The organism is Microbacterium sp., assembly GCF_035556355.1.
In the GTDB taxonomy this organism is placed as follows: Bacteria; Actinomycetota; Actinomycetes; order Actinomycetales; family Microbacteriaceae; genus Microbacterium.
The window spans coordinates 76,004-96,785 of sequence record NZ_DATMFG010000033.1; the positions used below are offsets into that span (position 1 = coordinate 76,004).

A 20,782-nucleotide genomic window follows, 5' to 3' on the forward strand; every position below is an offset into this window, starting at 1 on the left:
GACCCGCTTCGTCTCACCCGGCCTCTCGGCGGTCTGTGCGGGCGGCGCTACTGCTGCCACCAGCTCTCGTCGAACACGTGGTCGCGATCGTGCGACCAGTCGCGGCGTCCGCGCACCGCACCGGTGTCATGGACGATCGCACCGTCGACCACCGTCATGACGGGCAGGATGCGGCGCATCTCGGCGTCGGAGACGGTGAAGTAGTCCTTGTCGAGCACGAGGAGATCGGCGCGCTTGCCGGTCTCGATCGAGCCGAGGTCGTCCTCGCGGTTGAGGTACCACGCGTTGCCGCGCGTGTAGGCGTACAGCGCCTCGTGCCGCGTGAGCTGCTGACCGGGGTTGATCTGCTGACCCAGCACGTTGAGGCCCGTCGTCGCGTAGTGGAGTGCGAACCACGGGTTGTGCGGCGCGATGTGCACGCCGTCCTCGTGGAGACCCATGTGGATTCCGCTGTCGTGGATCTGCCGGAACAGCGGCCCCACGGGAAGGCCGTCCGCGCGCGGCACACCGCCGAGCCACCGGAAGCCCGACGTCGAGACGCCGACGTCGAGCGCCTTGAGCCGTGCGAGCTGGTCGGGTGTCGCGAAATCGCCGTGCTGCAGACCCCAGCGGAGGTCCTTGATGCCGAACTCCTGGTCCATCTGCTCGTACGTCGCGACGACCTGCTCGATGCTGTCGGTGTTCGTGGGGCTGCCGCCCTGCGCGTTCTCGTTGCGCCACCGCGCCTGCGCGACGAGCCGCTGCGACTCGAGCCACACGGCGTAGCCGTTGGCGTTCGTGGGCGCCGCGAACGGGGCCGCCCATTCGCCGATGCCGCCCGTGCGCAGCATGTCGTCGCCGAAGAACGGGAACTGGTTCTTGAGGCGCTCGCGCAGTTCGGGCAGCTGCTGGTCGAGACCGCCCAGCGCGGCGATGAATCCCTGGTTGTGCAGGAAGTTCATCTGCAGGCGCACGAACGCGCGGCCCTGGCGGTGCAGCGACAGCCACGCGTCGTACATGCGGAAATGGTCGAGACGGAAGAGCGCATCCGTCGGCTGCGGAGGCAGCACCGACGGATCGAGCGTCGCGTTCGCGGTCGCAGGCAGCACCTGGTCGAGGATGGCCGTGACGCCCACCTTCGCGGTGAACGCCATCGCGTCGAGCGCACTGCGGCGCTTGTCGGCGAAGGTCTGGCGCAGGCGCAGGTGGTACAGCGCGCGGTTGGCCATGTTGGGGTTGCCGCCCGCGATCGAGCCGTCGTCGCCGACGGTCACCGGCAGGTCGGTGATCGACTCGAAGAACTGCTTGCCGAGCGTGTTGACGCGCGCCGGGCCGCCGCCGCCCTGGTACAGGAAGACGGGGCGGTCGGGGATCGCGGAGTCGAGCTCCTGGAGCGTGGGCAGGCGCAGCTCCGCGAACATGCGCGGCGTACCCGAGCCCATCGCCGTGATGAACTCGCCTTCCGGCACGTCGCGCCGGCGCGCGGCGAGGATCACCAGGAGCTCGTCGATGCTGCTCGCGAGCTCCCAGTCGGCGACGTGGTAGCCGGGGCGGTTCGCGAGGCTGATGAAGTGCGAATGGCTCTCGATGAGACCGGGGACGACGGTGCGCCCGCGCAGGTCGATCTTGTCCTTCGAGTTGCCCTGGCGGATCGCGTCCTGTCCGACGGCGGTGATCCGCCCGCTGGCGATGCGCACCGCGTTCACGACCGAGTTGCGGTCGTCCATCGTGTGGATCTTGCCGTTGACGAACAGCAGTTCGTCTGTGCCGCCGTCGTGCCGCGCGCGCGGCGCGGTGTACGCGAGCGGGGTGGCGGCGGATGCCGCGGAGCTCCCGCTCAGGACGGCGGCGGCCGCCGCGGCCGTGCCGCCGATGAAGAGCCCGCGACGGGAGATGCCCTCGGGCGGCTGTTCGGGGTCGTTCGTGACGGGCTCTGACTTCTTCTTGACCATGACCGCTCCTGCTGACTGTCGACGCTGACATGTTGCGTGAGCATCGTCCAGTTGGACTGGACGCCTGTTCAGGCACGCACCATACCAGTAATCGGGTCGAGCGTGCGCGAAAGTTTCACGGGCGCCAGATGGTTCGGCGAGAACACCGGAATAATGCGGCTGCTGAGTACGAGGCGGCTCCTATTGTCGCCACGTCGGCGAACTGCTATTGTCCGGGCGTGAAGGCTGATGTCCAGCTCTACTGGACATCGCTTACCGATACGGACACTGTCGTCCGACCAAGGAGCACCGATGGGAAAGAAGCCGCGCCCGCAGGACGCCCACGAATCCGCTGAGGGGATCTCCCGTCGCGGTCTCTTCGTCGGAGGAAGCGCCGCGGCCGCGGCCGCCGTCCTCGGCGGCACCGCTGCCGCATCATCCGCCTCAGCCGCAGCGTCGCCCGCTTACACGAACGCGGCGAACGGCGGCGACGGCGATCTGCTGTTCGTGAACGGCAAGATCCACACCTACGACGACGCGAACTCGGTCGTCGACGCCGTGCGCATCCGGGACGGCCGCTTCATCGCGGTCGGCAAGGACGCCATCCGCGTCGGCAACGCCAAGAACAAGATCGACCTGCGTGGTCGCACCGTCATCCCCGGCATCATCGACTCGCACAACCACATCGCGCTCGTGAGCAACCGACCCGGGCACTGGGTCGGCCTCGAGGACGTCTTCACGCACGAGGACGCCGTCGCGCGCCTCGTCGCGAAGGCTGAGACGGTACCCGAGGGCGAGCTCGTCACGTCCCTCGGCCCGATCGTCGCGATGCAGTTCCCGAGCAACACGCTTCCCGACGCCGACGCCCTGGACGCGGTGCCTCGGCCGGTGATGATCATGGCCGAACAGGGCGGCAACGCCGTCAACCATGCCGCCGTCGCCTACTTCGCAGCCAAGGGCATCACGATCACCCTCAACGCGGCGGGGTACCCGACCGGCAACGGCATCGGACTCGCACTGCAGCGGCTGCGCGAGGAGATGACGGATGCCGAGCGCGAGCGCAACGCGCTCGCGACGCTCGACTACTACGCGACCCTCGGCATCACGACGCATCTCGACTCGGGTGCGTTCCACGTCGACACCCCTGGAACCGCGATCTGGAACGAGAACGCCTACACGCTCCACCGCGGCTTCCTCCGGCTTGACGCGAAGAAGGCGCTGCCGGTCCGCATGCGCTTCGACTATCTCGAAGAGGACTCGACTCTCGACCTGCCCCGACTGACCGAGCGACTCAAGAACGCCTTCCCGTTCTTCGGCAACGACATGCTGCGTTCAGGCGGCATCGGCGAGTTCACGGTCCGCGGCTTCGGTGCCGGCTCGGTACCCATCGGCGGTCCGGTGTGGTTGGCCGGCGCCAAGGCCGTCGCGCAGGCGGGCTGGCGCAACGAGAACCACTCGCTGTCCGCGACCGACATCGAGCAGATCGTCTCCGGCTGGGAGGCCGTGCACGCCGAAGTCCCGATCGACGGATTGCGGTGGGTCGTGTCGCACGTGCCGAACATCACAGCCGGCCACGTCGAGCGATTGAAGGCGATGGGCGTGGGCGTCAAGGTCGGGTGGGGTCCGACCCGCACCGGGACGAACCTCGGTCCGCGACACCGGATGCTCCTCGACAGCGGCATCCCCGTCGGCTACCACTCCGACGGCGGCGACATCACCGCGATCAACCCGTGGTTCAGCTTCTACACGATGATCACGGGCCGCAACCTCGCCGGCAGCTTCACCTGGACGCCGGGCGAGCAGGTGACGCGCGACGAGATGATCCGGCTCGCGACGAAGGACAACACGTGGTTCATCCGTGAGGACGACCTGGGCGGCATCAAGGTCGGCAACCACGGTGATCTGCTCGTCCTCGACCGGGATTTCTACACGATTCCCGACGAGGAGATCCCACGCGTTCGATCCGATCTCACGGTCGTGGGCGGCGACATCGTCTACGACAGCGGGAAGCTGCCGGGCGACCGCAGCTGGGCGCACGGCACGAACCACCGGTATAGGCGGCTCACGTAGCTCACACGAGGTCGCGCCAGTCGACCGTCGCGTCGTCGTCCTCGTCTTCGACCTCGTCGCCTTCCGGCGAGCGGCTCGACCCGCTCGCGGTCGGGATCGGCAGCGTCATGGTGCCGGTGAGCGGCCCCACGAGCATCGCCTCGTCGCGGCGATGGCGCAGCACGTCGTCGATGTAGCTCGTGAGGACCTCGGCGAGCGGCACCGACCTGGACTGCGCCTGCGACATGTACCAGCGGTGCTCGAGCACCTGGTGGAACACCTCGGCCGGTTCGAGCTTCGAGCGCAGGTCCCACGGGATCGCCCGCACGACCGGCTCGAACACACGCGTGAGCCACTCGTGCGCGACCATCTCCTCGTCATCGTCGCCCTTGCGGCGCGCGCGGTACTCGTCGAGGTCGTTGAGCAGGCGGCGTGCCTGGTTCTCCTCGACGTCGAGGCCGGTCAGGCGCAGGAGGCGCCGCTGGTGGTGGCCCGCATCGACGACCTTCGGCTGGATGGAGACGCGCGTGCCGTCGGCGGCTGCCTCGATCGACATCTCGCCGATGTCGAAGCCGAGGTCGTTGAGGCGCTGCACGCGCTCGGTGATGCGCCAGGACTCGCTCGTCGAGAACGTCTCCTTGTCGGTGAGCGCGCCCCACAGCGAGCGGTACGACGACACGATGCCGTCGGCGATCGCGAGCGCGTCGACGCCGCCCTCGAGGCGGCCACCGGCTTCGAGGTCCATGATCTCGCCGGCGATGTTCGTGCGGGCGACGTCGAGGTCGTGCTCGCGCTGCCCCCGTGTGAGGCCGGTCTCGTGCAGCTCGCCGGTCTCGGCGTCGACGAGGTAGGCCGCGAACGCGCCGGCATCGCGGCGGAAGAGCGTGTTCGACAGCGAGACGTCGCCCCAGAAGAAGCCGACGTTGTGCAGGCGCACGAGAAGCACCGCGAGGGCGTCGACGAGTCGCGTCGCGGTGTGCGGGCGCAGCACCTGCGTGAACAGCGCGCGGTAGGGGAGGGAGAACTTGAGGTGCGCGGTCACGAGCGCGGCGGGCAGCGGACGGCCCGAGGCATCCGTTCGTCCTGCGATCACCGCCACCCGCTCGACGCACGGCGCGTCGAGACGGGCGAGGTTGCCGAGCATGTCGTACTCGCGCCGCGCCATCTCCTCCGTCGTCTCCTTGATCGCGACCACGCGGCCCGACAGGCTCGAGAACCGCACGAGGTGCCGCGAGATGCCCTTCGGAAGGAAGACGATCGCGTTCGACGGCCACTCGCCGAGCGGCGTCGACCACGGCAGCGTCAGAAGGCCCGGATCGACGCTGGTCGCCGTGATGCTGAGCGCATCAGCCATTCCTGCACCCCCGATGGAAACGTGACGGCGCGGGGGAATGATCCGCCCGCGCCGTCGCCGCTTCGATGCTTACGCCGAGGCGATCGCCTTGTCGGTGAGGCGCTCGCCGGTCTCGACGTCGAACACGTGCACGTGGCCGGGAACCGGAGCGAGGACGACCTGGTCGCCCGCGTCGGGGTGACGGCGGCCGTCGACGCGCGCGACGAGGTCGGTGCGCTTGCCGTTGATCTCGGTGTGGCCGTAGAGGTAGCCGTCGGCGCCGAGCTCCTCGACGAGGTCGACGTCGACCGTGAGGCCCTGGCCGTCGGACGGGTTCACCACGATGTCTTCGGGGCGGACGCCGATCGTGACCTCCGAGCCGTGGGCCTTGCCGATCGTGTCGGCCTCGACGCCGACGACGGCGTTGCCGAAGCGGACGCCGCCCTCGGCCAGGTCGGCCGGGAACAGGTTCATCGCGGGCGAGCCGATGAAGCCGGCGACGAACACGTTGTTCGGCTTCTCGTACAGGTCGCGCGGCGTGCCGACCTGCTGGAGGATGCCGTCCTTGAGCACCGCGATGCGGTCGCCCATCGTGAGCGCCTCGGTCTGGTCGTGCGTGACGTAGACGGTCGTGACACCGAGGCGACGCTGAAGCGACGCGATCTGGGTGCGGGTCTGGACGCGCAGCTTCGCGTCGAGGTTCGACAGCGGCTCGTCCATGAGGAACACCTGCGGCTGACGGACGATCGCGCGGCCCATGGCGACGCGCTGGCGCTGACCACCCGACAGAGCCTTCGGCTTGCGGGTCAGGTACTGCTCGAGGTCGAGCAGCTTCGCTGCCTCGAGCACGCGCGCCGCGCGCTCCTCCTTGCCGACGCCGGCGATCTTGAGCGCGAAGCCCATGTTCTCGGCGACGGTCATGTGCGGGTACAGCGCGTAGTTCTGGAACACCATCGCGATGTCGCGGTCCTTCGGCGGGACGTCGGTGACGTCGCGGTCGCCGATCAGGATGCGGCCGGAGTTGACCTCTTCGAGGCCGGCCAGCATGCGCAGCGACGTGGACTTGCCGCAGCCGGAGGGGCCGACCAGGACGAGGAACTCGCCGTCGCCGACCTCGAGGTTGAGCTTGTCCACGGCGGGGCGCGTGCCCCCGGGATACAGGCGGGTTGCGTTGTCGAACGTGACGGATGCCATGTTCTCTTCTCCTTCACCGGCAGGTACGTGCCGGACGATCCGTAGTGAATGGAATTGCGGGGGCTCCCGCGCGCCCTCCGTCGGACGCTCCCTCAGTATGGCACGGCTCGCGTCGAGACAGTCTCTGGGCATTTCCCAGGCTCCCTGGCTAGCATCTTCTTCGGCCGCGACACCCGCGCGGTCAGGCCTGTTCCAGGCTTCGAGCCGTCCCAAGAGGTTCCATGTCGAGCGACGAATCACCCAATGTGCCCGCCGAGCGCGACCGCCGGCACGCGGTCCGCGAGAAGGCGCAGCAGGTGCAGGCGCAGCAGCTGCGTGCGCGCGCCATCCGTCGCGTCTCGCTTGTGACGCTGCTCATCGCGTTCATCGCCGCCGCCGCCGTGCTCGTCACGTGGGTCGTCACGTCGTCTGCCGCGCAACCCCTGTCGCGCCCCGCCAACGTCAAGGACGACGGCTTCATCGTGTCGAGCGTCACCGGGGCCTTCGGAACCGAGCAGGCCCCCGAGACCCTCGAGGACGGCGCCGCGACCCTCGAGACCGCGACCCCCGTGCCGACGGCGACCCCGACGCCCGATCCCGAGGAGACGACTCGACCCCGCGTCGACATCCGCGTCTACGTCGACTACCTCTCGACCGGCGCGAAGGACTTCCAGGTCGCGAACGTCGAGCAGCTCTCCAAGTGGGTCAGCCAGGACGCCGCGACCCTCTCGTACTACCCGGTCGCGATGCTCACGGCGAAGTCCAACGGCACGAAGTACTCACTGCGCGCCGCGAGTGCGGCCGCGTGCGTCGCGACGCACTCGCCCGACACGTTCTTCGCGTTCAACAACGAGCTCCTCAGGAAGCAGCCCGACGTCGACTCCGACGGCTACACCGACGCCGAGCTCGCCGACCTGGCTGTCGGCTCGGGCGCGACGTCGCCCAAGGCCGTGCGCTCGTGCATCGAGAGCCAGAAGTACGCGACGTGGGTCAAGTCCGCCACCGAGCGTGCGCTCAAGGGCTTGCCCGACACGAACGGCGTCGCTCTGACCGCGGCCCCCATGGTGCTCGTCAACGGCACCCCGTACGTCGGCGCTCTCGACGACCCGAAGGAGTTCGCCCAGTTCGTGCTGACGATCTCGAGCGACATGTACTACAAGTCGACCCCCACGCCGACGCCGACGCCCACGCAGTGACGTGCGCGTCGGGACGGCGGATGGGCGACGGATGCCGCGGATAGACTGAGGCATCTGCCGACTTGGCGCAATTGGTAGCGCACCCGACTTGTAATCGGGCGGTTACGGGTTCGAGTCCCGTAGTCGGCTCCATTCAGTCCCGCACCCGCTCGTTCGGGCGGCCGCCGCGGAACGCCGCGATCGCGAGCGCCGTGGATGCGCCGAACAGCACGACCCCGAGCGGCACGTGCACCGCGATCGTCGCCGGGAAGGCCATGTGTCCGAGGGCGTCCTGAGCCCAGAACCCCAGGGTCAGGAGCGTCACGAGCACCCCGAACGAGGCGGGGATCGCGCGCTGACCGACGCGCACCCACGCGATCACCGTGGGGATGATCGCGATCCACGGGAGCGCCGAGCCGACCAGCATGTGCACGAACTGGACGGACGGGTTCAGCGAGAGGAAGAGCCCCGCCAGCGCCGCCTGCGTGAGCACACCGGCTGCGAGGACCGCGAGGAAGGCGCCCAGAACGGGTGAGCGCGAGTGGGTCGTTGTGGTCGTAGGCGTCGTCATGGTCATCATGACATCCACGTTCGCGGGAGCGGGGCCGCGGCGTCCAAGGTGGCTCCCCCCGAATTCTCCGGGGGATTCCCCGAGGGTCAGGGCGCCGGCGTGAATTCCACGAACACCGGGGTCGCGCCGCTCGCACGGTCGAAGACGAGCACCCCCGTCACGGTTGCGCCGCCGTCGTCGGACGTGACGGACGCGGTGAACGTGTCGCCCTCGCCCTCGCGGTTGAACTCGGCGAGCTGCTCGTCGAGTTCGTCGATCTCAGCCCGGTCCCACCCGAACTTCTCGGCGTGGCGGCGCAGCGTGTTCAGTCCGTCGGACCACGTCGACACGACGTCGAACCGCAGCGTCACGGACGCGAGGCGGTCGTCCTCGGACCGCGCCGTGAGCGTCGCGATGTCGTCGACGACGTACACGTCGTCACGCCCTGCGATCACCGCGCGCAGGGGCCGGCGGAACTCCGCCGTCTTCTCGCCGTTCTCGGGCAGTCCGAGCTCGGCGGCGGAGAGGCCGCCCTCGCCGATGCGGACGCGCACGATGCCCTCGACGTTCGCGTAGTCGAACCCTGCGTCGGTGAGCATCGTCGAGCCGTCGGACGCCTTCTGGTCGACGGATGCCGCGGGCGCGTCCTCCGCCCACCACGAGTTCTGCACCGCGACCGTGGCGAACACGACGCCGGCGATCACGACGAGCAGGATCGTCGCCGGGAGCCACGTGAGCAGCGACTGCGTGCGGGAGGTGCGGACCACCGGTCAAGGGTAGCCCCGGCCTCCGACAGTCTCGTGCGGTCGGCGCACGCTCCGCCGACCGGCAAGATGGAACGATGACCTCGCCGCGCCTTCCCGCCTGGGTCGCGCTCGGCGGAGCGGTCCTCGTGGGCGTCCTCACGGCGGTGCAGGCGCGCATCAACGGGCAGCTCGGCACGCGCCTCGACAACGGACTGGTCGCGGCGGTGATCTCGTTCGGCTCGGGCCTCGTCCTGCTCATCGTGCTGTCGGTCGCGCTGCCGTCGGGCCGCTGCGGCGCCGCGAAGCTCGTCTCGGGGGTGCGAGAGCGCGCGATCCCGTGGTGGATGCTCGCGGGCGGGGCCGCGGGCGCCCTCACGGTCGCGACGCAGGGTCTCGCGGTGGGCATCATCGGGGTGTCGCTGTTCACGGTCGGCGTCGTCGCGGGCCAGACGGTGTGCGGGCTCGTGCTGGACCGCGTCGGCTACGGCCCGGCGGGTGTCGTCGCCGTCACCGTGCCGCGTGTGGTCGGCGGCGCACTCGCGCTCGTCGCGGTCGGGCTGTCGCTCGTCGGGGATGGGATCGGCGGCGTGCCGCTGTGGATGGTCATGCTGCCGTTCGCCGCGGGCGTGGGCATCGCGTGGCAGCAGGCCACCAACGGCCGCCTGCGTCAGCGGATCGGCACGCCGCTCACCGCGACGCTCGTGAACTTCATCGGCGGGACGGCCATCCTCACGGTCGCCGCCCTCGTCGACGTCGGGATCGTCGGCTGGCCCGCGACCGCCCCCGCCGAGGCGTGGCTCTACACGGGCGGGCCGATCGGCGTGCTCTACATCTTCCTGTCGGCGGCGCTCGTACCGTACACGGGCGTGCTGCTGTTCGGCCTCGCGGCGGTCGTCGGGCAGCTCGTCACGTCGGTCGCCCTCGATGCCGTGTGGCCCGCGCTGGGCAGTCCGGGCCTCGCACAGGAGGTGGCGATGGTCGCCGTCGCGCTGCTGTCGGTCGTCGTCGCGGCGGCGCCGTGGCGGCGCTGGAGGGCGTGAGTCAGTCGGACGCCTCTGTCGACGTGTCGGATGCCGCGGCATCCGTCTTGCGCGCATCGCGCTTCTCCGCCTTCTTGCCGCCCGCCTTCTTGCCGGTGGGCATGCGCGAGAGGTGCTTGCGCACGTCGACGGCCTTGCGGCGCCCGAGCCGCGCGCGCGGCGGCTTGCCGCCGACGTAGAGCCAGCCGAGAAGCTGCTCGTTCTTCTTGAGGCCGTGCGCCTTCGCGACGGCCTTCGAGCGCGTGTAGTGGCCGGTGCGCCAGATGACGCCGTAGCCCGCTTCGTCGAGCAGCAGGCTCAGCATGTGGGCGACGCCGGATGCGACGGCCTCCTGCTCCCATCGCGGCACCTTGTCGCTCTTCTTGTAGCTGGCGACGATCGCGATGAGCAGCGGCGCGCGCAGCGGCTTCGACGACGAGCCCTTCTCGCCGTTCGCCTTGTTGATCGCGCGCCCGAGGCGCTCGCGGTCGGCGCCGCGCAGCTCGATGAGCCGCCACGGTCGCAGCGACGAGTGATCGGCAACGCGGCCCGCCGCCGACACGAGCGTGAGCAGCTCGGCGCGGGTGGGCGCGGCATCCGTCACCTTCGACCAGGATCGGCGCGCGCGCACCGCCTCGAGCGCGGATCCGGATCCGGTCATGTCTCCGGGACGAACTCGAGCGCGATCGAGTTCATGCAGTACCGGTCGCCCGTGGGCGTGCCGAACCCGTCGGGGAAGACGTGCCCCAGGTGCGAGCCGCAGTTCGCGCAGCGCACCTCTGTGCGCACCATGCCGTGACTGCGGTCCTCGAGGAGCTCGACCGCCTCGGGGCGCACCGACTCGTAGAAGCTCGGCCACCCGCAGTGCGAGTCGAACTTCGTGCCGCTCTTGAAGAGCTCCGCGCCGCACGCGGCGCACGTGTAGAGGCCGGCTCGGCTCTCGTCGAGCAGCTCGCCGGTCCACGGGCGCTCGGTCGCCGCCTGCCGCAGCACGGCGTACTGCTCCGGCGTCAGCTCTTCGCGCCACTGCTCGTCGGACTTCTCCACCGCGTAACCCATTGACTCCTCCTCGATCCCCCTCCATTCAACCCGACCTGCGGACGCTCGGACCCGGCCGCACCTGCGTTCTCGCCCAGAATGGGCGAGTGGCGACGGATGCAGCGGCCGAGGTGGCCGGCCGGTACGCGCACTTCGCCGACGACGCGCGCGGCCGCTCAGCGCTCTACGAGGAGTGGGCGCGGGGGGTCGTCGCCGATGAGCGCGTGCGCGACGTCATCGCGCGGATCCCCGCCGACCACCGGCAGGCGCCGCTCGTGTTCGCGGTCGCGCGACTGCTCGGCGCGCCCGAAGCGGGCTTCGCGGCGTGGGCGGAGTGGGTCGTCGCCCACGCCGACGTGCTCGTGGCCGAGTCCGCGCGGCGCAGCGTCCAGACGAACGAGCCGCTGCGGTGCGCGGCGCTGCTTCCCGCGCTGAGCCTCATCGACGGGCCGATCGCTCTGCTCGAGGTGGGCGCGAGCGCGGGGCTGTGCCTATATCCCGACCGCTATTCGTACCGCTACCGCGGCCCCGGCGGACTGAGGGCGCTCGATCCGGCGGCCGGGCCGTCGACCGTCGTCCTGTCGAGCGAGCTGACGACGCACGACGACCGGATGCCGCCCCTGCGCCTCCCCGGGATCGCGTGGCGCGCGGGCGTCGACCTCGATCCGCTCGACGCGAGCGATCCGGACGATCGGCGCTTCCTCACGACGCTCGTGTGGCCGGGCGAATCCGGCCGCGTGGAGCGCATCGAGGCCGCCCTCGACATCGTCGCCGCCGACCCGCCGCTGCTCGTGCGTGCGGACGCGACCGCCGATGGCGTGCTCGCCGACCTCGCGAGTCGCGCCCCGCGCGATGCGACGCTCGTCGTGACCACCCCGGGGGTGCTCCCGCACATCCCCCGCGCCGGCCGCGTGCGCCTCGCGGAGGCGATCGCGGCGCTCGGCGCGAGGTGGATCACGATCGACCCGCCCTCCCTCCACGCCGACCTCGCGGATGAGGTGCGACCTGGCGGGTCGCTCGTCGAACCGGATGCGTGGGACGCGTTCGTGCTCGCGCTGGACGGCGTTCCTCTCGCGTCGGTCGACCCGCTCGGGGCATCCGTGGCGTGGCGTCCTGTCGATCGGCCGGACGCGCCATAGCGTGGGCACGTGCCCCTCAGCGACCGCGACCGCGCCATCCTCGACTTCGAGGCCGAGTGGCGCCGGCACGTGGGCGCGAAGGAGGAGGCGATCCGCGAAGACCTCGGGATCTCGCCCGCGCGCTACTACCAGCTGCTCGGCCGCCTCATCGACACGGCCGAGGCGCAGGCGTACGACCCGATGCTCGTGAAGCGCCTGAGACGGATGAGAGATGAGCGTCATCAGGCACGTGAGGCACGCGCACGCGCGGTTCGATAGGCGGAGATCACACGCGGCACGCGGGCCGGGTTGAGACGGATGCCCCAGCCGACGCCCGGTAGCATCGTGGGGTGCCGAAAACGACCTACCCCCGGGATCGCTTCGACGACCTTCCCGAGGAGTCGACCGGCCGCGTCGGCGCACACCGCGCCGAGAACCCGCGCATGCGGGGCTGGGTCGTGCTGCTGTGGGCCCTACTCGCGACCGCGGTGCTCATGACGGTGGGCATCTTCGGCACCCTCATCGCACAGGGGCGCATCGTGCTCGTGCCCGAGCCCGAGCCGACCGTCGAGCCGACCCCCGTCGTGACGCCCGTCGTCGACACGTCGTTCTCGGTGCTCGTGCTCAACGCGACGCCCGAGTCGGGTCTCGCGACCCGCGTCAAAGACGAGATCGTCGCCGCCGGCTGGGCGGCCGAGACGGTCACGGCAGGTGAGGCGGGGTCGAACGACTTCCCCGAGACCACCGTCTACTACGCCTTCCCGGCCGACGAGGCCGCGGCCGCCGGTCTCGCCGACGTCATCGGCGGCGCTCGCGTGGCGATGGATGCGACGTACCAGCCGCCGGACGACCCCGACACGCCTGACGACGAGAGCCAGACGAAGCAGCTCGTAGTGGTGCTCGGACTGGATCGCGTGGCGCCCCCTGAGACGCCCGCTCCCTGACCGCGCACGGCCTGCGCGCGGTCGTTGTGTTACGGGCGTGTGAAGAGTTCGGGGCATCCGTGTCAACTCCTGTCCCCGAGCCGGTGCGGAGGCGAACGTCGCTCCTACGATGGGCCCACGTTCCACCCCGCACCACAGGAGATCCGCATGGCCCAGGGCACCGTCAAATGGTTCAACGCCGAGAAGGGATACGGCTTCATCACGGTCGCCGACGGCCAGGATGTCTTCGTCCACTACTCGAGCATCGACATGGCCGGGTACCGCGTCCTCGAGGAGGGGCAGACGGTCGAGTTCACCGTCGGCACGGGGCAGAAGGGTCCCCAGGCGGAGTCCGTCCGGGTGGTCGCCGGGTAGCGGCATCCGTCCGGCCCTCTCGCCCCGAGTCCTCGCGTGTCGGGGCGCTTCGGCGCGGCTTGCACTCCCCATGGGCGAGTGCCAGAATGGGTTAGCACTCGCGTTTGTCGAGTGCTAAGACCGTAAGCCAACGTCCGGGAGGGACGACACAGACATGGCAAAGATCATCGCTTTCGACGAAGAGGCCCGTCGCGGCCTCGAGCGAGGCCTGAACACTCTGGCCGACGCCGTCAAGGTGACCCTGGGCCCCCGTGGTCGCAACGTCGTGCTCGAGAAGAAGTGGGGCGCCCCCACGATCACGAACGACGGCGTTTCGATCGCGAAGGAGATCGAGCTCGACGACCCGTACGAGAAGATCGGCGCCGAGCTGGTCAAGGAGGTCGCGAAGAAGACCGACGACGTCGCCGGTGACGGCACGACGACGGCCACCGTCCTCGCCCAGGCGCTCGTGAAGGAGGGCCTGCGCAACGTGGCCGCGGGCGCCGACCCGATCGGCCTCAAGCGCGGCATCGAGAAGGCCGTCAAGGTCCTCTCCGACGAGCTGCTCGCCTCGGCCAAGGAGGTCGAGACGAAGGAGGAGATCGCCGCCACCGCGTCGATCTCGGCCGCCGACACCACCATCGGCGAGCTCATCGCCGAGGCGATCGACAAGGTCGGCAAGGAGGGCGTCGTCACCGTCGAGGAGTCGCAGACGTTCGGCACCGAGCTCGAGCTCACCGAGGGCATGCGCTTCGACAAGGGCTTCATCAACCCCTACTTCGTCACCGACCCCGAGCGCCAGGAGGCGGTCTTCGAAGACCCCTACATCCTGATCGCGAACCAGAAGATCTCGAACATCAAGGACCTTCTGCCGATCGTCGACAAGGTGATCCAGGACGGCAAGGAGCTCGTCATCATCGCCGAGGACGTCGAGGGGGAGGCGCTCGCGACGCTCGTGCTCAACAAGATCCGCGGCATCTTCAAGTCGGCCGCCGTCAAGGCGCCCGGCTTCGGCGACCGCCGCAAGGCCCAGCTGCAGGACATCGCGATCCTCACGGGTGGCCAGGTCATCACCGAGGAGGTCGGTCTCAAGCTCGAGAACACGACCCTCGACCTGCTCGGCCGCGCGCGCAAGGTCATCATCACCAAGGACGAGACGACCATCGTCGAGGGTGCGGGTGACCCCGCGCAGATCGAGGGCCGCGTGACCCAGATCCGCCGCGAGATCGACAACACCGACAGCGACTACGACCGCGAGAAGCTCCAGGAGCGCCTCGCCAAGCTCGCCGGCGGCGTGGCCGTCATCAAGGCGGGCGCGGCGACCGAGGTCGAGCTCAAGGAGCGCAAGCACCGCATCGAGGACGCCGTCCGCAACGCGAAGGCGGCCGTCGAGGAGGGCATCGTCCCCGGTGGTGGCGTCGCGCTCATCCAGGCGGGCAAGGCCGCGTTCGCGAACCTCGAGCTCGAGGGCGACGAGGCGACCGGCGCGAACATCGTCAAGGTGGCCATCGAGGCTCCGCTCAAGCAGATCGCGCTGAACGCCGGTCTGGAGCCGGGCGTCGTCGCGAACAAGGTCGCGGAGCTGCCCGCGGGTCACGGCCTCAACGCCGCGACCGGTGAGTACGGCGACCTCTTCGCGCAGGGCATCATCGACCCCGCCAAGGTGACCCGCTCGGCGCTGCAGAACGCCGCGTCGATCGCCGGCCTCTTCCTCACGACCGAGGCCGTCGTCGCCGACAAGCCCGAGAAGGCCGCTGCCCCCGCCGGTGGCGACCCGACGGGTGGCATGGACTTCTGATCCAGCCTCGCTCAGTCGAAAGACACCACGGATGCCCCGGCCCATTGGGTCGGGGCATCCGCCGTCTCCGGGGACATTCGCCCGCGGCACCGCGTCAGCGGAACAGGTTGACGGTCGCCTGCTCGGCGTCGGCGTACTGCTGCGCGGCAACACCGAGGGCGGAGTTGATGCCGGAGAGGCTCTCTTCGACCTGTCGCTGCGTCGCGCGCCACTCGTCGATGACGGTCTGGAACGCGGCGGCCGCGCCACCCGTCCAGGTGGACTGCAGCTGCGTGAGCTGCGACATCATCGCCTGGGTCTCGCCCTGGAGGCGGTCGATAGTTCCGCGCACGGCGGCGGTGGCGGAGAGGACGGCGTCGCTGTCGACGGAGAACACGGCCATGGGGGCTCCTCGCTCGTTGGGGGACGGTCGACAGCAACCGTAGGAGCGGGGGTGGGGACATCCGTCTCGCGTCCTGCGCGCAGTGGACAGCTTCGCGCCGACGCGGGGTGGGGAGGAGTGGTCAGCCCTGTTCCTCGGGGAGGCGCTCGAGCGGCTGCGTCTGGATGTGCAGATGCTCCGCCGCCTCGCGCTCGGGTGCGAGCGGAAACCCGACGCGGAACGTCGCGCCGCCGCCGGGGGTGTCGAGCACGCGGACGGAGCCGTGCAGCGCCTCCACGATCGACGCGACGATCGACAGGCCCAGGCCGCTGCCGCCGGTCTCACGTGTGCGGGAGGTGTCGGCGCGCCAGAACCGCTGGAAGATCTTCTCCTTGATCTGGTCGGGGACGCCCTCGCCGTGGTCGATGACCTCGATCCAGCCCTCGGCGCTCTCGGGGTCGACGCCGACGCGGAGCTCGATGGGGGAGTCCTCGGCCGTGAACCGGCGTGCGTTGCCGAGCAGGTTCGCCACGACCTGCCGGATGCGGTTCTCATCGCCGAGCACGACCGGTGCGATGCCCCCGCTGTGCGCCGGCGCGTGCGCGAAGTCGAGCTGGGGAACGGGCGGCACGGCCGCGCCCTCCGACCGGGGGGCGGGCACCGGCTTCGGCTTGCGCCGCAGGAGGGAGAGCGTCGCGCCTGCGCGCGCGATCGCCGACGTCGTGGGCGCACGCCGCGCGGCGGGCTCCTCAGGCTGCTCCTGCACCGGCGCCGACGTCGCGGGCTCGGTCGTCGCCGCGCCGTCGAGCACCGTGACGACCCGTTGCGGAGACGCGGCCCGCACGTCGAGGGCCGCATCGCGTGCGACGGTCCGGAGATCCACCGGCCCGATCACGACATCCCGGCGCTCGTCGAGGCGCGCGAGCGCCAGGAGGTCCTCCACGAGGAGACCCATGCGGATGGCCTCCTTCTCGATGCGGTCCATCGCCTGGGCGGTGTCCTCGTCGCCCGCGATCGCTCCCATGCGGTAGAGCTCGGCATACCCGCGCACCGTCACGAGCGGCGTGCGCAGCTCGTGGCTCGCGTCGCCGATGAACCGCCGCATCTGCTCGACGGTTGCGTCGCGGTGCTCGATCGCCGCGTCGACCCTGTCGAGCATGGCGTTGATCGCGGTCTTCAGCCTGCCGACCTCTGTCGTGGTCGGCTCGATGTCGGTCATGCGCTGGCTGAAGTCGCCGTGCGCGATCGACATGGCCGTCGTCTCGACCTCGCCGAGACTTCGGAAGGTGAGCGTCACGAGCCAGCGCGTGAGGAAGGCGCTCGCGACGAGGATGATGAGCGCGAGGATGCTGTAGATGCCGGTGAACGCCGCGACCGTGCTGTTGATGGACGCCGTCGGCAGGGCGACGAGCTGAGTGAACAGGCTCCCGACACCCTCGATCGGGTAGGTGTCGACGCTCGCGCGGAAGGGCGCGCCGCCCTCCTCGGCCGGGACGGAGAAGGGGGCGAGCCCCTGCCGCGCGGCCCACTCCAGCGTGACGGGCTCGGGGAGCACGGGCGTCTGCCGCCCGTCGCCGCCGGCTTGCGCCCGAAGCGTCCCCTCGCTGTCGTAGATCGCGACGACATACTGCGTCGTCGGGGCATCCGGTTTCGGTCGGAACCGCACTTCGCCGCCGTCGACCTCGATGTCGATCAGGCCGCTCGCGACGTCGGTCGGCGCGAGCGACTCGAGCTGCTGGTTGAGGCTCGCCAGCAGCGCTTCTCGCAGGAACCCCTGGGTGCCGACGCCGGCTGCGAACAGGCCGATCGCCAGGAGCGCGACGGTGACCCCGGTGACCTTCGCGCGCAAGCTGGTGCCGCGCCAGCCCCGAGTGATCGCGTCGGTCTTGTCCGCCAGGTCAGTCCCTTTCGTCGCTCACGCGGATTTGCCCGCCTTGAGCATGTAGCCGAACCCGCGCTTGGTCTGGATGAGGGGCTCGCTCGAGTGCGGATCGATCTTGCGCCGCAGGTAGGAGATGTAGCTCTCGACGATGCCCGCGTCGCCGTTGAAGTCGTACTCCCACACGTGGTCGAGGATCTGAGCCTTCGACAGAACGCGGTTGGGGTTGAGCATGAGGTAGCGCAGCAGCTTGAACTCGGTGGGGCTGAGGTCGATCGAGACGTCGCCGACCTTCACGTCGTGCGTGTCCTGGTCCATCGTGAGCTCGCCCGCGCGGATGACCGAGTCCTCGTCGGCCTGCATCGTGCGCCGCAGGATCGCCTGGATGCGCGCGACGATCTCGTCGAGGCTGAAGGGCTTCGTGACGTAGTCGTCGCCGCCGGCGTTGAGACCGGTGATCTTGTCCTCCGTCTCGTCCTTCGCGGTGAGGAAGAGGATCGGGGCGGTGTAGCCGGCCCCGCGCAGGCGCTTGGTCACGCTGAAGCCGTTCATGTCGGGGAGCATGACGTCGAGGATGATCAGGTCGGGCTCCTCTTCGAGGACCGCCGAGATCGTCTGCGCGCCGTTGGACACCGCACGCACCTGGTAGCCCGCGAAGCGCAGGCTCGTGATGAGGAGATCGCGGATGTTGGGCTCATCGTCGACGACGAGGATGCGAGGTGCGCTCATAGGCCCATTATTGCCACGTATTCCGGCCCCTGTCTGGAAATCGCGCGCGGGCCGTCAGCGCAGCACGACGCAGCATCGCCCCGCGCTCGGCGCGAGCACCGGTGTGCGGGTCGCCTCGGTCGCCTCGACGACGCCCTCGAGGAGGGCGAGGTTCGCCGTGCAGACGAGGTCGGTGTGCGCCGCAGCGAGCGCGTGGAACGGGCAGTTCTCGAGCAGGACGGCGCCCTCATGGTCCTCCGCCGGTGCGTACCCGCACGCGGCGAGCGCCTCGTCGAGCCCGCCGGCCGCCGTGCCGATCGCGGCCCCGGTGTCGTGCGCCTGGGCGCGCAGGGCGTCGCGCACCGGCATCCGCTCGTTCTCGGCCCTCTCGATCGCCGACGCGAGAAGCTCGCCCGCCAACTCGTAGTGGCGCTCGGGAACGCTGCCGATGACATCGGCGGATGCCGCGGCATAGAGCTTCGCGGGGCGTCCCGCCCCCGGGCCGGACCTGCCCGACAGCCGGCGGTACTCCACGCGCAGGAGCCCCGCCTCGGCGAGGCGGTCGAGGTGGAACGCGGCGGTGGACCGGGGGACGCCGACGGCGACCGCAGCCTCGTCGCGGCTGACCGGCCTTCCGGCCGCGGCGACGGCGCGGTAGAGGTCTCGGCGCAGCGGGTCGCCGAGGGCTGCGATCGCGGTCACGCGGTTCGGCGCGAGCGGGTCCATGCGTCGAGTCTAACTCTAAAAATGTGAATCTTGACAAAACAACCATGAGGATCTACTGTCGGCGACAAGGGGCGAGGAGGTCGAGATGTCATCATCCGGCGCGCTGCGGCTCCACCCGGTCGATGCCGCGATGGCCGTCGATCGTGATCGCGCGGAGGCCGCCGTCGCGGACCTCCTCGAAGCCTTCGGGCGCGACGTGAGCGGCGACCACCTGGCCGACACCCCGCGGCGCGTCGTCGAGGGACTCCTCGAACTCATCACGCCGCGCGAGTTCACGGCGACGACGTTCCCGAACGACGACGCGTACGACGACCTCGTGCTCGTGCGCGACATCCCCTTCACGTCTGTGTGCGAGCACCACCTCCTTCCCTTTCGCGGAGTCGCCCACGTCGGCTACGTCCCGGGGCCGCGGCTGATCGGGCTCTCGAAGCTCGCCCGCATCGTGGAGTGGTACGCGCACGACCTTCACGTGCAGGAGCGCCTCACGGTGCAGATCGCCGACCACCTGGAGCGTCACCTCGAACCGGCGGGTGTCGGCGTCGTGCTGCGCGCGGAGCACCTGTGCATGTCCGTGCGCGGCGTGCACGCCGTAGGCTCCAGCACAGAGACGCGCGTGTTCCGCGGCGCCGTGGCGGCCGACGACCGACTGCGGCGCCGGTTCGAGGCATCCGGTCCATGATCGAGTCGCGGGAGGCAACGCCATGACCCACATCGTCATCGTCGGAGGGGGCCTCGCGGCCGGGACCGCCGCGGCCACCCTGCGCAAGGAGGGGTTCGACGGCGACGTCACCGTCATCACCGACGAGCCCCACACCCCGTACCAGCGGCCGCCCCTGTCGAAGGGCTACCTGCAGGGCAAGGAGGGGACGGATGCCGTCCTCCTGCACCCGTCGGAGTGGTGGGACGAGAAGCGCATCGAGGTGCGCACGTCGACCTCGGTCACGACACTCGACCCCGCCGAGCATCGCGTCGGGCTCGCCGACGGCGCGTCGCTCGCGTACGACGCGGTGCTGCTGGCGACCGGCGCGTCCCCGCGGCGGCTGCCGATCGAGGGCGCCGACCTGCCCGGCGTGCACATGCTGCGCCGCCTCGACGACTCCGACACGCTTCGCGATGCGCTCAAGGACGGCGGTCGTCGGCTCGTGCTCATCGGATCGGGCTGGATCGGCATGGAGGTCGCCGCGTCCGCGCGCACGCTGGGCAACGAGGTGACGGTGCTCGAACGCGACGCCGTGCCGCTCGCGCTCGCGGTGGGGGAGCAGATGGGCGGTGTCTTCCGTCGCCTGCACGAGGACCACGGCGTCGACCTGCGCACGTCGGTGAACGTCGAGCGTATCGTCGGCTCCGATCGCGCCGAAGGGGTCGTCGTCGACGGCGAGACGGTGCCCGCCGACCTCGTGCTCATCGGCGTCGGGGCTGTGCCCAACACACAGCTCGCCGAGTCGGCCGGCATCGAGGTGAACAACGGGATACTCACGGATCCCGCCCTGCGCACGAGCGCCCCGGACGTCTACGCCGCGGGCGATGTCGCGAACGCGTATCACCCCGTCATCCAGCGCCACCTGCGCAGCGAGCACTGGGAGAACGCCCGCAAGGCGGGCCCGGTCGCGGCGAAGAGCATGCTCGGCATCGCGGCCGCGCACGACTCGATCCCGTACTTCTACACGGATCAGTTCGATCTCGGCATGGAGCTGTCGGGCTACCCGCCTCTCATGGCGAGCGCAGACCTGGTGATCCGAGGAGATCTCGACAAGCGCGAGTTCATCGCGTTCTGGGTCGACTACGGGCGGGTCGTCGGAGGCATGAACGTCAACGTGTGGGAGGTGAACAAGGCCGTCCAGAAGCTCATCCGTTCGGGCGAGCGCGTCGACCTCGGGGCCCTCGCCGATCCGGACACGCCTCTCGAGAGCCTCATTCCGTGA

21 protein-coding genes and 1 tRNA gene are annotated in these 20,782 nt (G+C 70.1%); 11 read left to right on the forward strand and 11 right to left on the reverse strand.

The window, feature by feature from the left end:
- Positions 1-47: 47 nt before the first annotated feature.
- Positions 48-1,931: an amidohydrolase gene (locus VNR19_RS09320; protein ID WP_325726081.1), complete on the reverse strand. Its 1,884-nt coding sequence runs from the start codon at positions 1,929-1,931 to the stop codon at positions 48-50.
- A 291-nt stretch (positions 1,932-2,222) separates the two neighbouring features.
- Here VNR19_RS09320 and VNR19_RS09325 point away from each other — a divergent pair, with 291 nt between their 5' ends.
- Complete coding sequence (locus tag VNR19_RS09325; protein WP_325726083.1) at positions 2,223-3,980, forward strand: amidohydrolase; 1,758 nt, start codon at positions 2,223-2,225, stop codon at positions 3,978-3,980.
- A 1-nt stretch (position 3,981) separates the two neighbouring features.
- Here the strand turns inward: VNR19_RS09325 and VNR19_RS09330 are convergent, their stop codons facing one another.
- Together VNR19_RS09330 and VNR19_RS09335 are read right to left on the reverse strand one after the other, a co-directional pair.
- Positions 3,982-5,313, reverse strand: a complete 1,332-nt coding sequence (locus tag VNR19_RS09330) for a DUF4032 domain-containing protein (RefSeq protein ID WP_325726085.1) — start codon at positions 5,311-5,313, stop codon at positions 3,982-3,984.
- A 69-nt stretch (positions 5,314-5,382) separates the two neighbouring features.
- Positions 5,383-6,486, reverse strand: a complete 1,104-nt coding sequence (locus VNR19_RS09335; protein WP_325726087.1) for an ABC transporter ATP-binding protein — start codon at positions 6,484-6,486, stop codon at positions 5,383-5,385.
- Between the two features lie 221 nt (positions 6,487-6,707).
- Here VNR19_RS09335 and VNR19_RS09340 point away from each other — a divergent pair, with 221 nt between their 5' ends.
- Both VNR19_RS09340 and VNR19_RS09345 read left to right on the forward strand, forming a co-directional pair.
- Positions 6,708-7,661 carry a DsbA family protein gene (locus VNR19_RS09340; protein WP_325726089.1) on the forward strand — a complete coding sequence of 318 codons (954 nt, stop codon included), beginning with the start codon at positions 6,708-6,710 and terminating at the stop codon, positions 7,659-7,661.
- Between the two features lie 56 nt (positions 7,662-7,717).
- Positions 7,718-7,793, forward strand: a tRNA-Thr gene (locus VNR19_RS09345).
- A gap of 1 nt (position 7,794) precedes the next feature.
- On the opposite strand, the gene VNR19_RS09350 is transcribed toward VNR19_RS09345, so the two are convergent.
- Positions 7,795-8,217: a hypothetical protein gene (locus tag VNR19_RS09350; protein WP_325726091.1), complete on the reverse strand. Its 423-nt coding sequence runs from the start codon at positions 8,215-8,217 to the stop codon at positions 7,795-7,797.
- Positions 8,218-8,297: 80 nt separating this feature from the next.
- Positions 8,298-8,957, reverse strand: coding sequence for a hypothetical protein (locus VNR19_RS09355; protein WP_325726093.1), 660 nt, complete (start codon positions 8,955-8,957; stop codon positions 8,298-8,300).
- Between the two features lie 74 nt (positions 8,958-9,031).
- Between VNR19_RS09355 and VNR19_RS09360 the strand changes: the two genes are divergently transcribed.
- Positions 9,032-9,976 (forward strand): DMT family transporter, encoded by a 945-nt coding sequence (locus VNR19_RS09360; RefSeq protein ID WP_325726095.1) that lies wholly within the window; start codon positions 9,032-9,034, stop codon positions 9,974-9,976.
- A gap of 1 nt (position 9,977) precedes the next feature.
- Here VNR19_RS09360 and VNR19_RS09365 read toward each other — a convergent pair whose 3' ends face one another.
- Both VNR19_RS09365 and msrB read right to left on the reverse strand, forming a co-directional pair.
- Entirely contained in the window at positions 9,978-10,616 is a 639-nt protein-coding gene (locus VNR19_RS09365; RefSeq protein ID WP_325726097.1) for a nitroreductase family protein, read from the reverse strand.
- Positions 10,613-11,014: a peptide-methionine (R)-S-oxide reductase MsrB gene (msrB, locus tag VNR19_RS09370; RefSeq protein WP_325031779.1), complete on the reverse strand. Its 402-nt coding sequence runs from the start codon at positions 11,012-11,014 to the stop codon at positions 10,613-10,615. The genes VNR19_RS09365 and msrB overlap by 4 nt, the downstream gene beginning before the upstream one ends.
- Positions 11,015-11,100: 86 nt before the next feature.
- On the opposite strand from msrB, the gene VNR19_RS09375 reads away from it, so the two are divergent.
- The 5 genes from VNR19_RS09375 to groL all read left to right on the forward strand — a co-directional run bounded on the left by VNR19_RS09375 (position 11,101) and on the right by groL (position 15,186).
- Positions 11,101-12,132, forward strand: coding sequence for a DUF2332 domain-containing protein (locus tag VNR19_RS09375; RefSeq protein WP_325726099.1), 1,032 nt, complete (start codon positions 11,101-11,103; stop codon positions 12,130-12,132).
- A 9-nt stretch (positions 12,133-12,141) separates the two neighbouring features.
- Positions 12,142-12,390 (forward strand): DUF3263 domain-containing protein, encoded by a 249-nt coding sequence (locus tag VNR19_RS09380; RefSeq protein WP_325726101.1) that lies wholly within the window; start codon positions 12,142-12,144, stop codon positions 12,388-12,390.
- 71 nt (positions 12,391-12,461) lie between these two features.
- Positions 12,462-13,055, forward strand: a complete 594-nt coding sequence (locus VNR19_RS09385; protein ID WP_325726103.1) for a LytR C-terminal domain-containing protein — start codon at positions 12,462-12,464, stop codon at positions 13,053-13,055.
- 147 nt (positions 13,056-13,202) lie between these two features.
- The gene (locus VNR19_RS09390) at positions 13,203-13,409 is read left to right on the forward strand and encodes a cold-shock protein (protein WP_325726105.1); all 207 of its coding nucleotides are present in this window, start codon (positions 13,203-13,205) and stop codon (positions 13,407-13,409) included.
- 154 nt (positions 13,410-13,563) lie between these two features.
- Positions 13,564-15,186: a chaperonin GroEL gene (gene groL, locus VNR19_RS09395; protein WP_325726107.1), complete on the forward strand. Its 1,623-nt coding sequence runs from the start codon at positions 13,564-13,566 to the stop codon at positions 15,184-15,186.
- A gap of 94 nt (positions 15,187-15,280) precedes the next feature.
- Here groL and VNR19_RS09400 read toward each other — a convergent pair whose 3' ends face one another.
- The 4 genes from VNR19_RS09400 to VNR19_RS09415 all read right to left on the reverse strand — a co-directional run bounded on the left by VNR19_RS09400 (position 15,281) and on the right by VNR19_RS09415 (position 18,860).
- Positions 15,281-15,568: a WXG100 family type VII secretion target gene (locus VNR19_RS09400; protein ID WP_325726109.1), complete on the reverse strand. Its 288-nt coding sequence runs from the start codon at positions 15,566-15,568 to the stop codon at positions 15,281-15,283.
- A 121-nt stretch (positions 15,569-15,689) separates the two neighbouring features.
- Entirely contained in the window at positions 15,690-17,396 is a 1,707-nt protein-coding gene (locus VNR19_RS09405; protein WP_325726110.1) for a sensor histidine kinase, read from the reverse strand.
- Positions 17,397-17,462: 66 nt separating this feature from the next.
- The gene (locus VNR19_RS09410) at positions 17,463-18,155 is read right to left on the reverse strand and encodes a response regulator transcription factor (protein ID WP_325726111.1); all 693 of its coding nucleotides are present in this window, start codon (positions 18,153-18,155) and stop codon (positions 17,463-17,465) included.
- A 54-nt stretch (positions 18,156-18,209) separates the two neighbouring features.
- Entirely contained in the window at positions 18,210-18,860 is a 651-nt protein-coding gene (locus VNR19_RS09415) for a helix-turn-helix transcriptional regulator (protein WP_325726113.1), read from the reverse strand.
- Positions 18,861-18,945: 85 nt separating this feature from the next.
- Here VNR19_RS09415 and folE point away from each other — a divergent pair, with 85 nt between their 5' ends.
- Entirely contained in the window at positions 18,946-19,539 is a 594-nt protein-coding gene (gene folE / locus VNR19_RS09420) for a GTP cyclohydrolase I (protein ID WP_325726115.1), read from the forward strand.
- Between the two features lie 22 nt (positions 19,540-19,561).
- Positions 19,562-20,782 carry an NAD(P)/FAD-dependent oxidoreductase gene (locus VNR19_RS09425; RefSeq protein ID WP_325726117.1) on the forward strand — a complete coding sequence of 407 codons (1,221 nt, stop codon included), beginning with the start codon at positions 19,562-19,564 and terminating at the stop codon, positions 20,780-20,782.

Excerpts from the sequence above, each read along its gene's own strand:
- folE (WP_325726115.1), top strand. The coding sequence starts at position 18,946 with ATGTCATCATCCGGCGCGCTGCGGCTCCACCCGGTCGATGCCGCGATG.
- VNR19_RS09390 (WP_325726105.1), top strand. The coding sequence starts at position 13,203 with ATGGCCCAGGGCACCGTCAAATGGTTCAACGCCGAGAAGGGATACGGC.
- VNR19_RS09335 (WP_325726087.1), bottom strand. The coding sequence starts at position 6,486 with ATGGCATCCGTCACGTTCGACAACGCAACCCGCCTGTATCCCGGGGGC.
- VNR19_RS09425 (WP_325726117.1), top strand. The coding sequence starts at position 19,562 with ATGACCCACATCGTCATCGTCGGAGGGGGCCTCGCGGCCGGGACCGCC.
- VNR19_RS09330 (WP_325726085.1), bottom strand. The coding sequence starts at position 5,313 with ATGGCTGATGCGCTCAGCATCACGGCGACCAGCGTCGATCCGGGCCTT.
- groL (WP_325726107.1), top strand. The coding sequence starts at position 13,564 with ATGGCAAAGATCATCGCTTTCGACGAAGAGGCCCGTCGCGGCCTCGAG.
- msrB (WP_325031779.1), bottom strand. The coding sequence starts at position 11,014 with ATGGGTTACGCGGTGGAGAAGTCCGACGAGCAGTGGCGCGAAGAGCTG.
- VNR19_RS09365 (WP_325726097.1), bottom strand. The coding sequence starts at position 10,616 with ATGACCGGATCCGGATCCGCGCTCGAGGCGGTGCGCGCGCGCCGATCC.
- VNR19_RS09415 (WP_325726113.1), bottom strand. The coding sequence starts at position 18,860 with ATGGACCCGCTCGCGCCGAACCGCGTGACCGCGATCGCAGCCCTCGGC.
- VNR19_RS09400 (WP_325726109.1), bottom strand. The coding sequence starts at position 15,568 with ATGGCCGTGTTCTCCGTCGACAGCGACGCCGTCCTCTCCGCCACCGCC.
- VNR19_RS09320 (WP_325726081.1), bottom strand. The coding sequence starts at position 1,931 with ATGGTCAAGAAGAAGTCAGAGCCCGTCACGAACGACCCCGAACAGCCG.
- VNR19_RS09410 (WP_325726111.1), bottom strand. The coding sequence starts at position 18,155 with ATGAGCGCACCTCGCATCCTCGTCGTCGACGATGAGCCCAACATCCGC.
- VNR19_RS09350 (WP_325726091.1), bottom strand. The coding sequence starts at position 8,217 with ATGACCATGACGACGCCTACGACCACAACGACCCACTCGCGCTCACCC.
- VNR19_RS09360 (WP_325726095.1), top strand. The coding sequence starts at position 9,032 with ATGACCTCGCCGCGCCTTCCCGCCTGGGTCGCGCTCGGCGGAGCGGTC.
- VNR19_RS09340 (WP_325726089.1), top strand. The coding sequence starts at position 6,708 with ATGTCGAGCGACGAATCACCCAATGTGCCCGCCGAGCGCGACCGCCGG.
- VNR19_RS09325 (WP_325726083.1), top strand. The coding sequence starts at position 2,223 with ATGGGAAAGAAGCCGCGCCCGCAGGACGCCCACGAATCCGCTGAGGGG.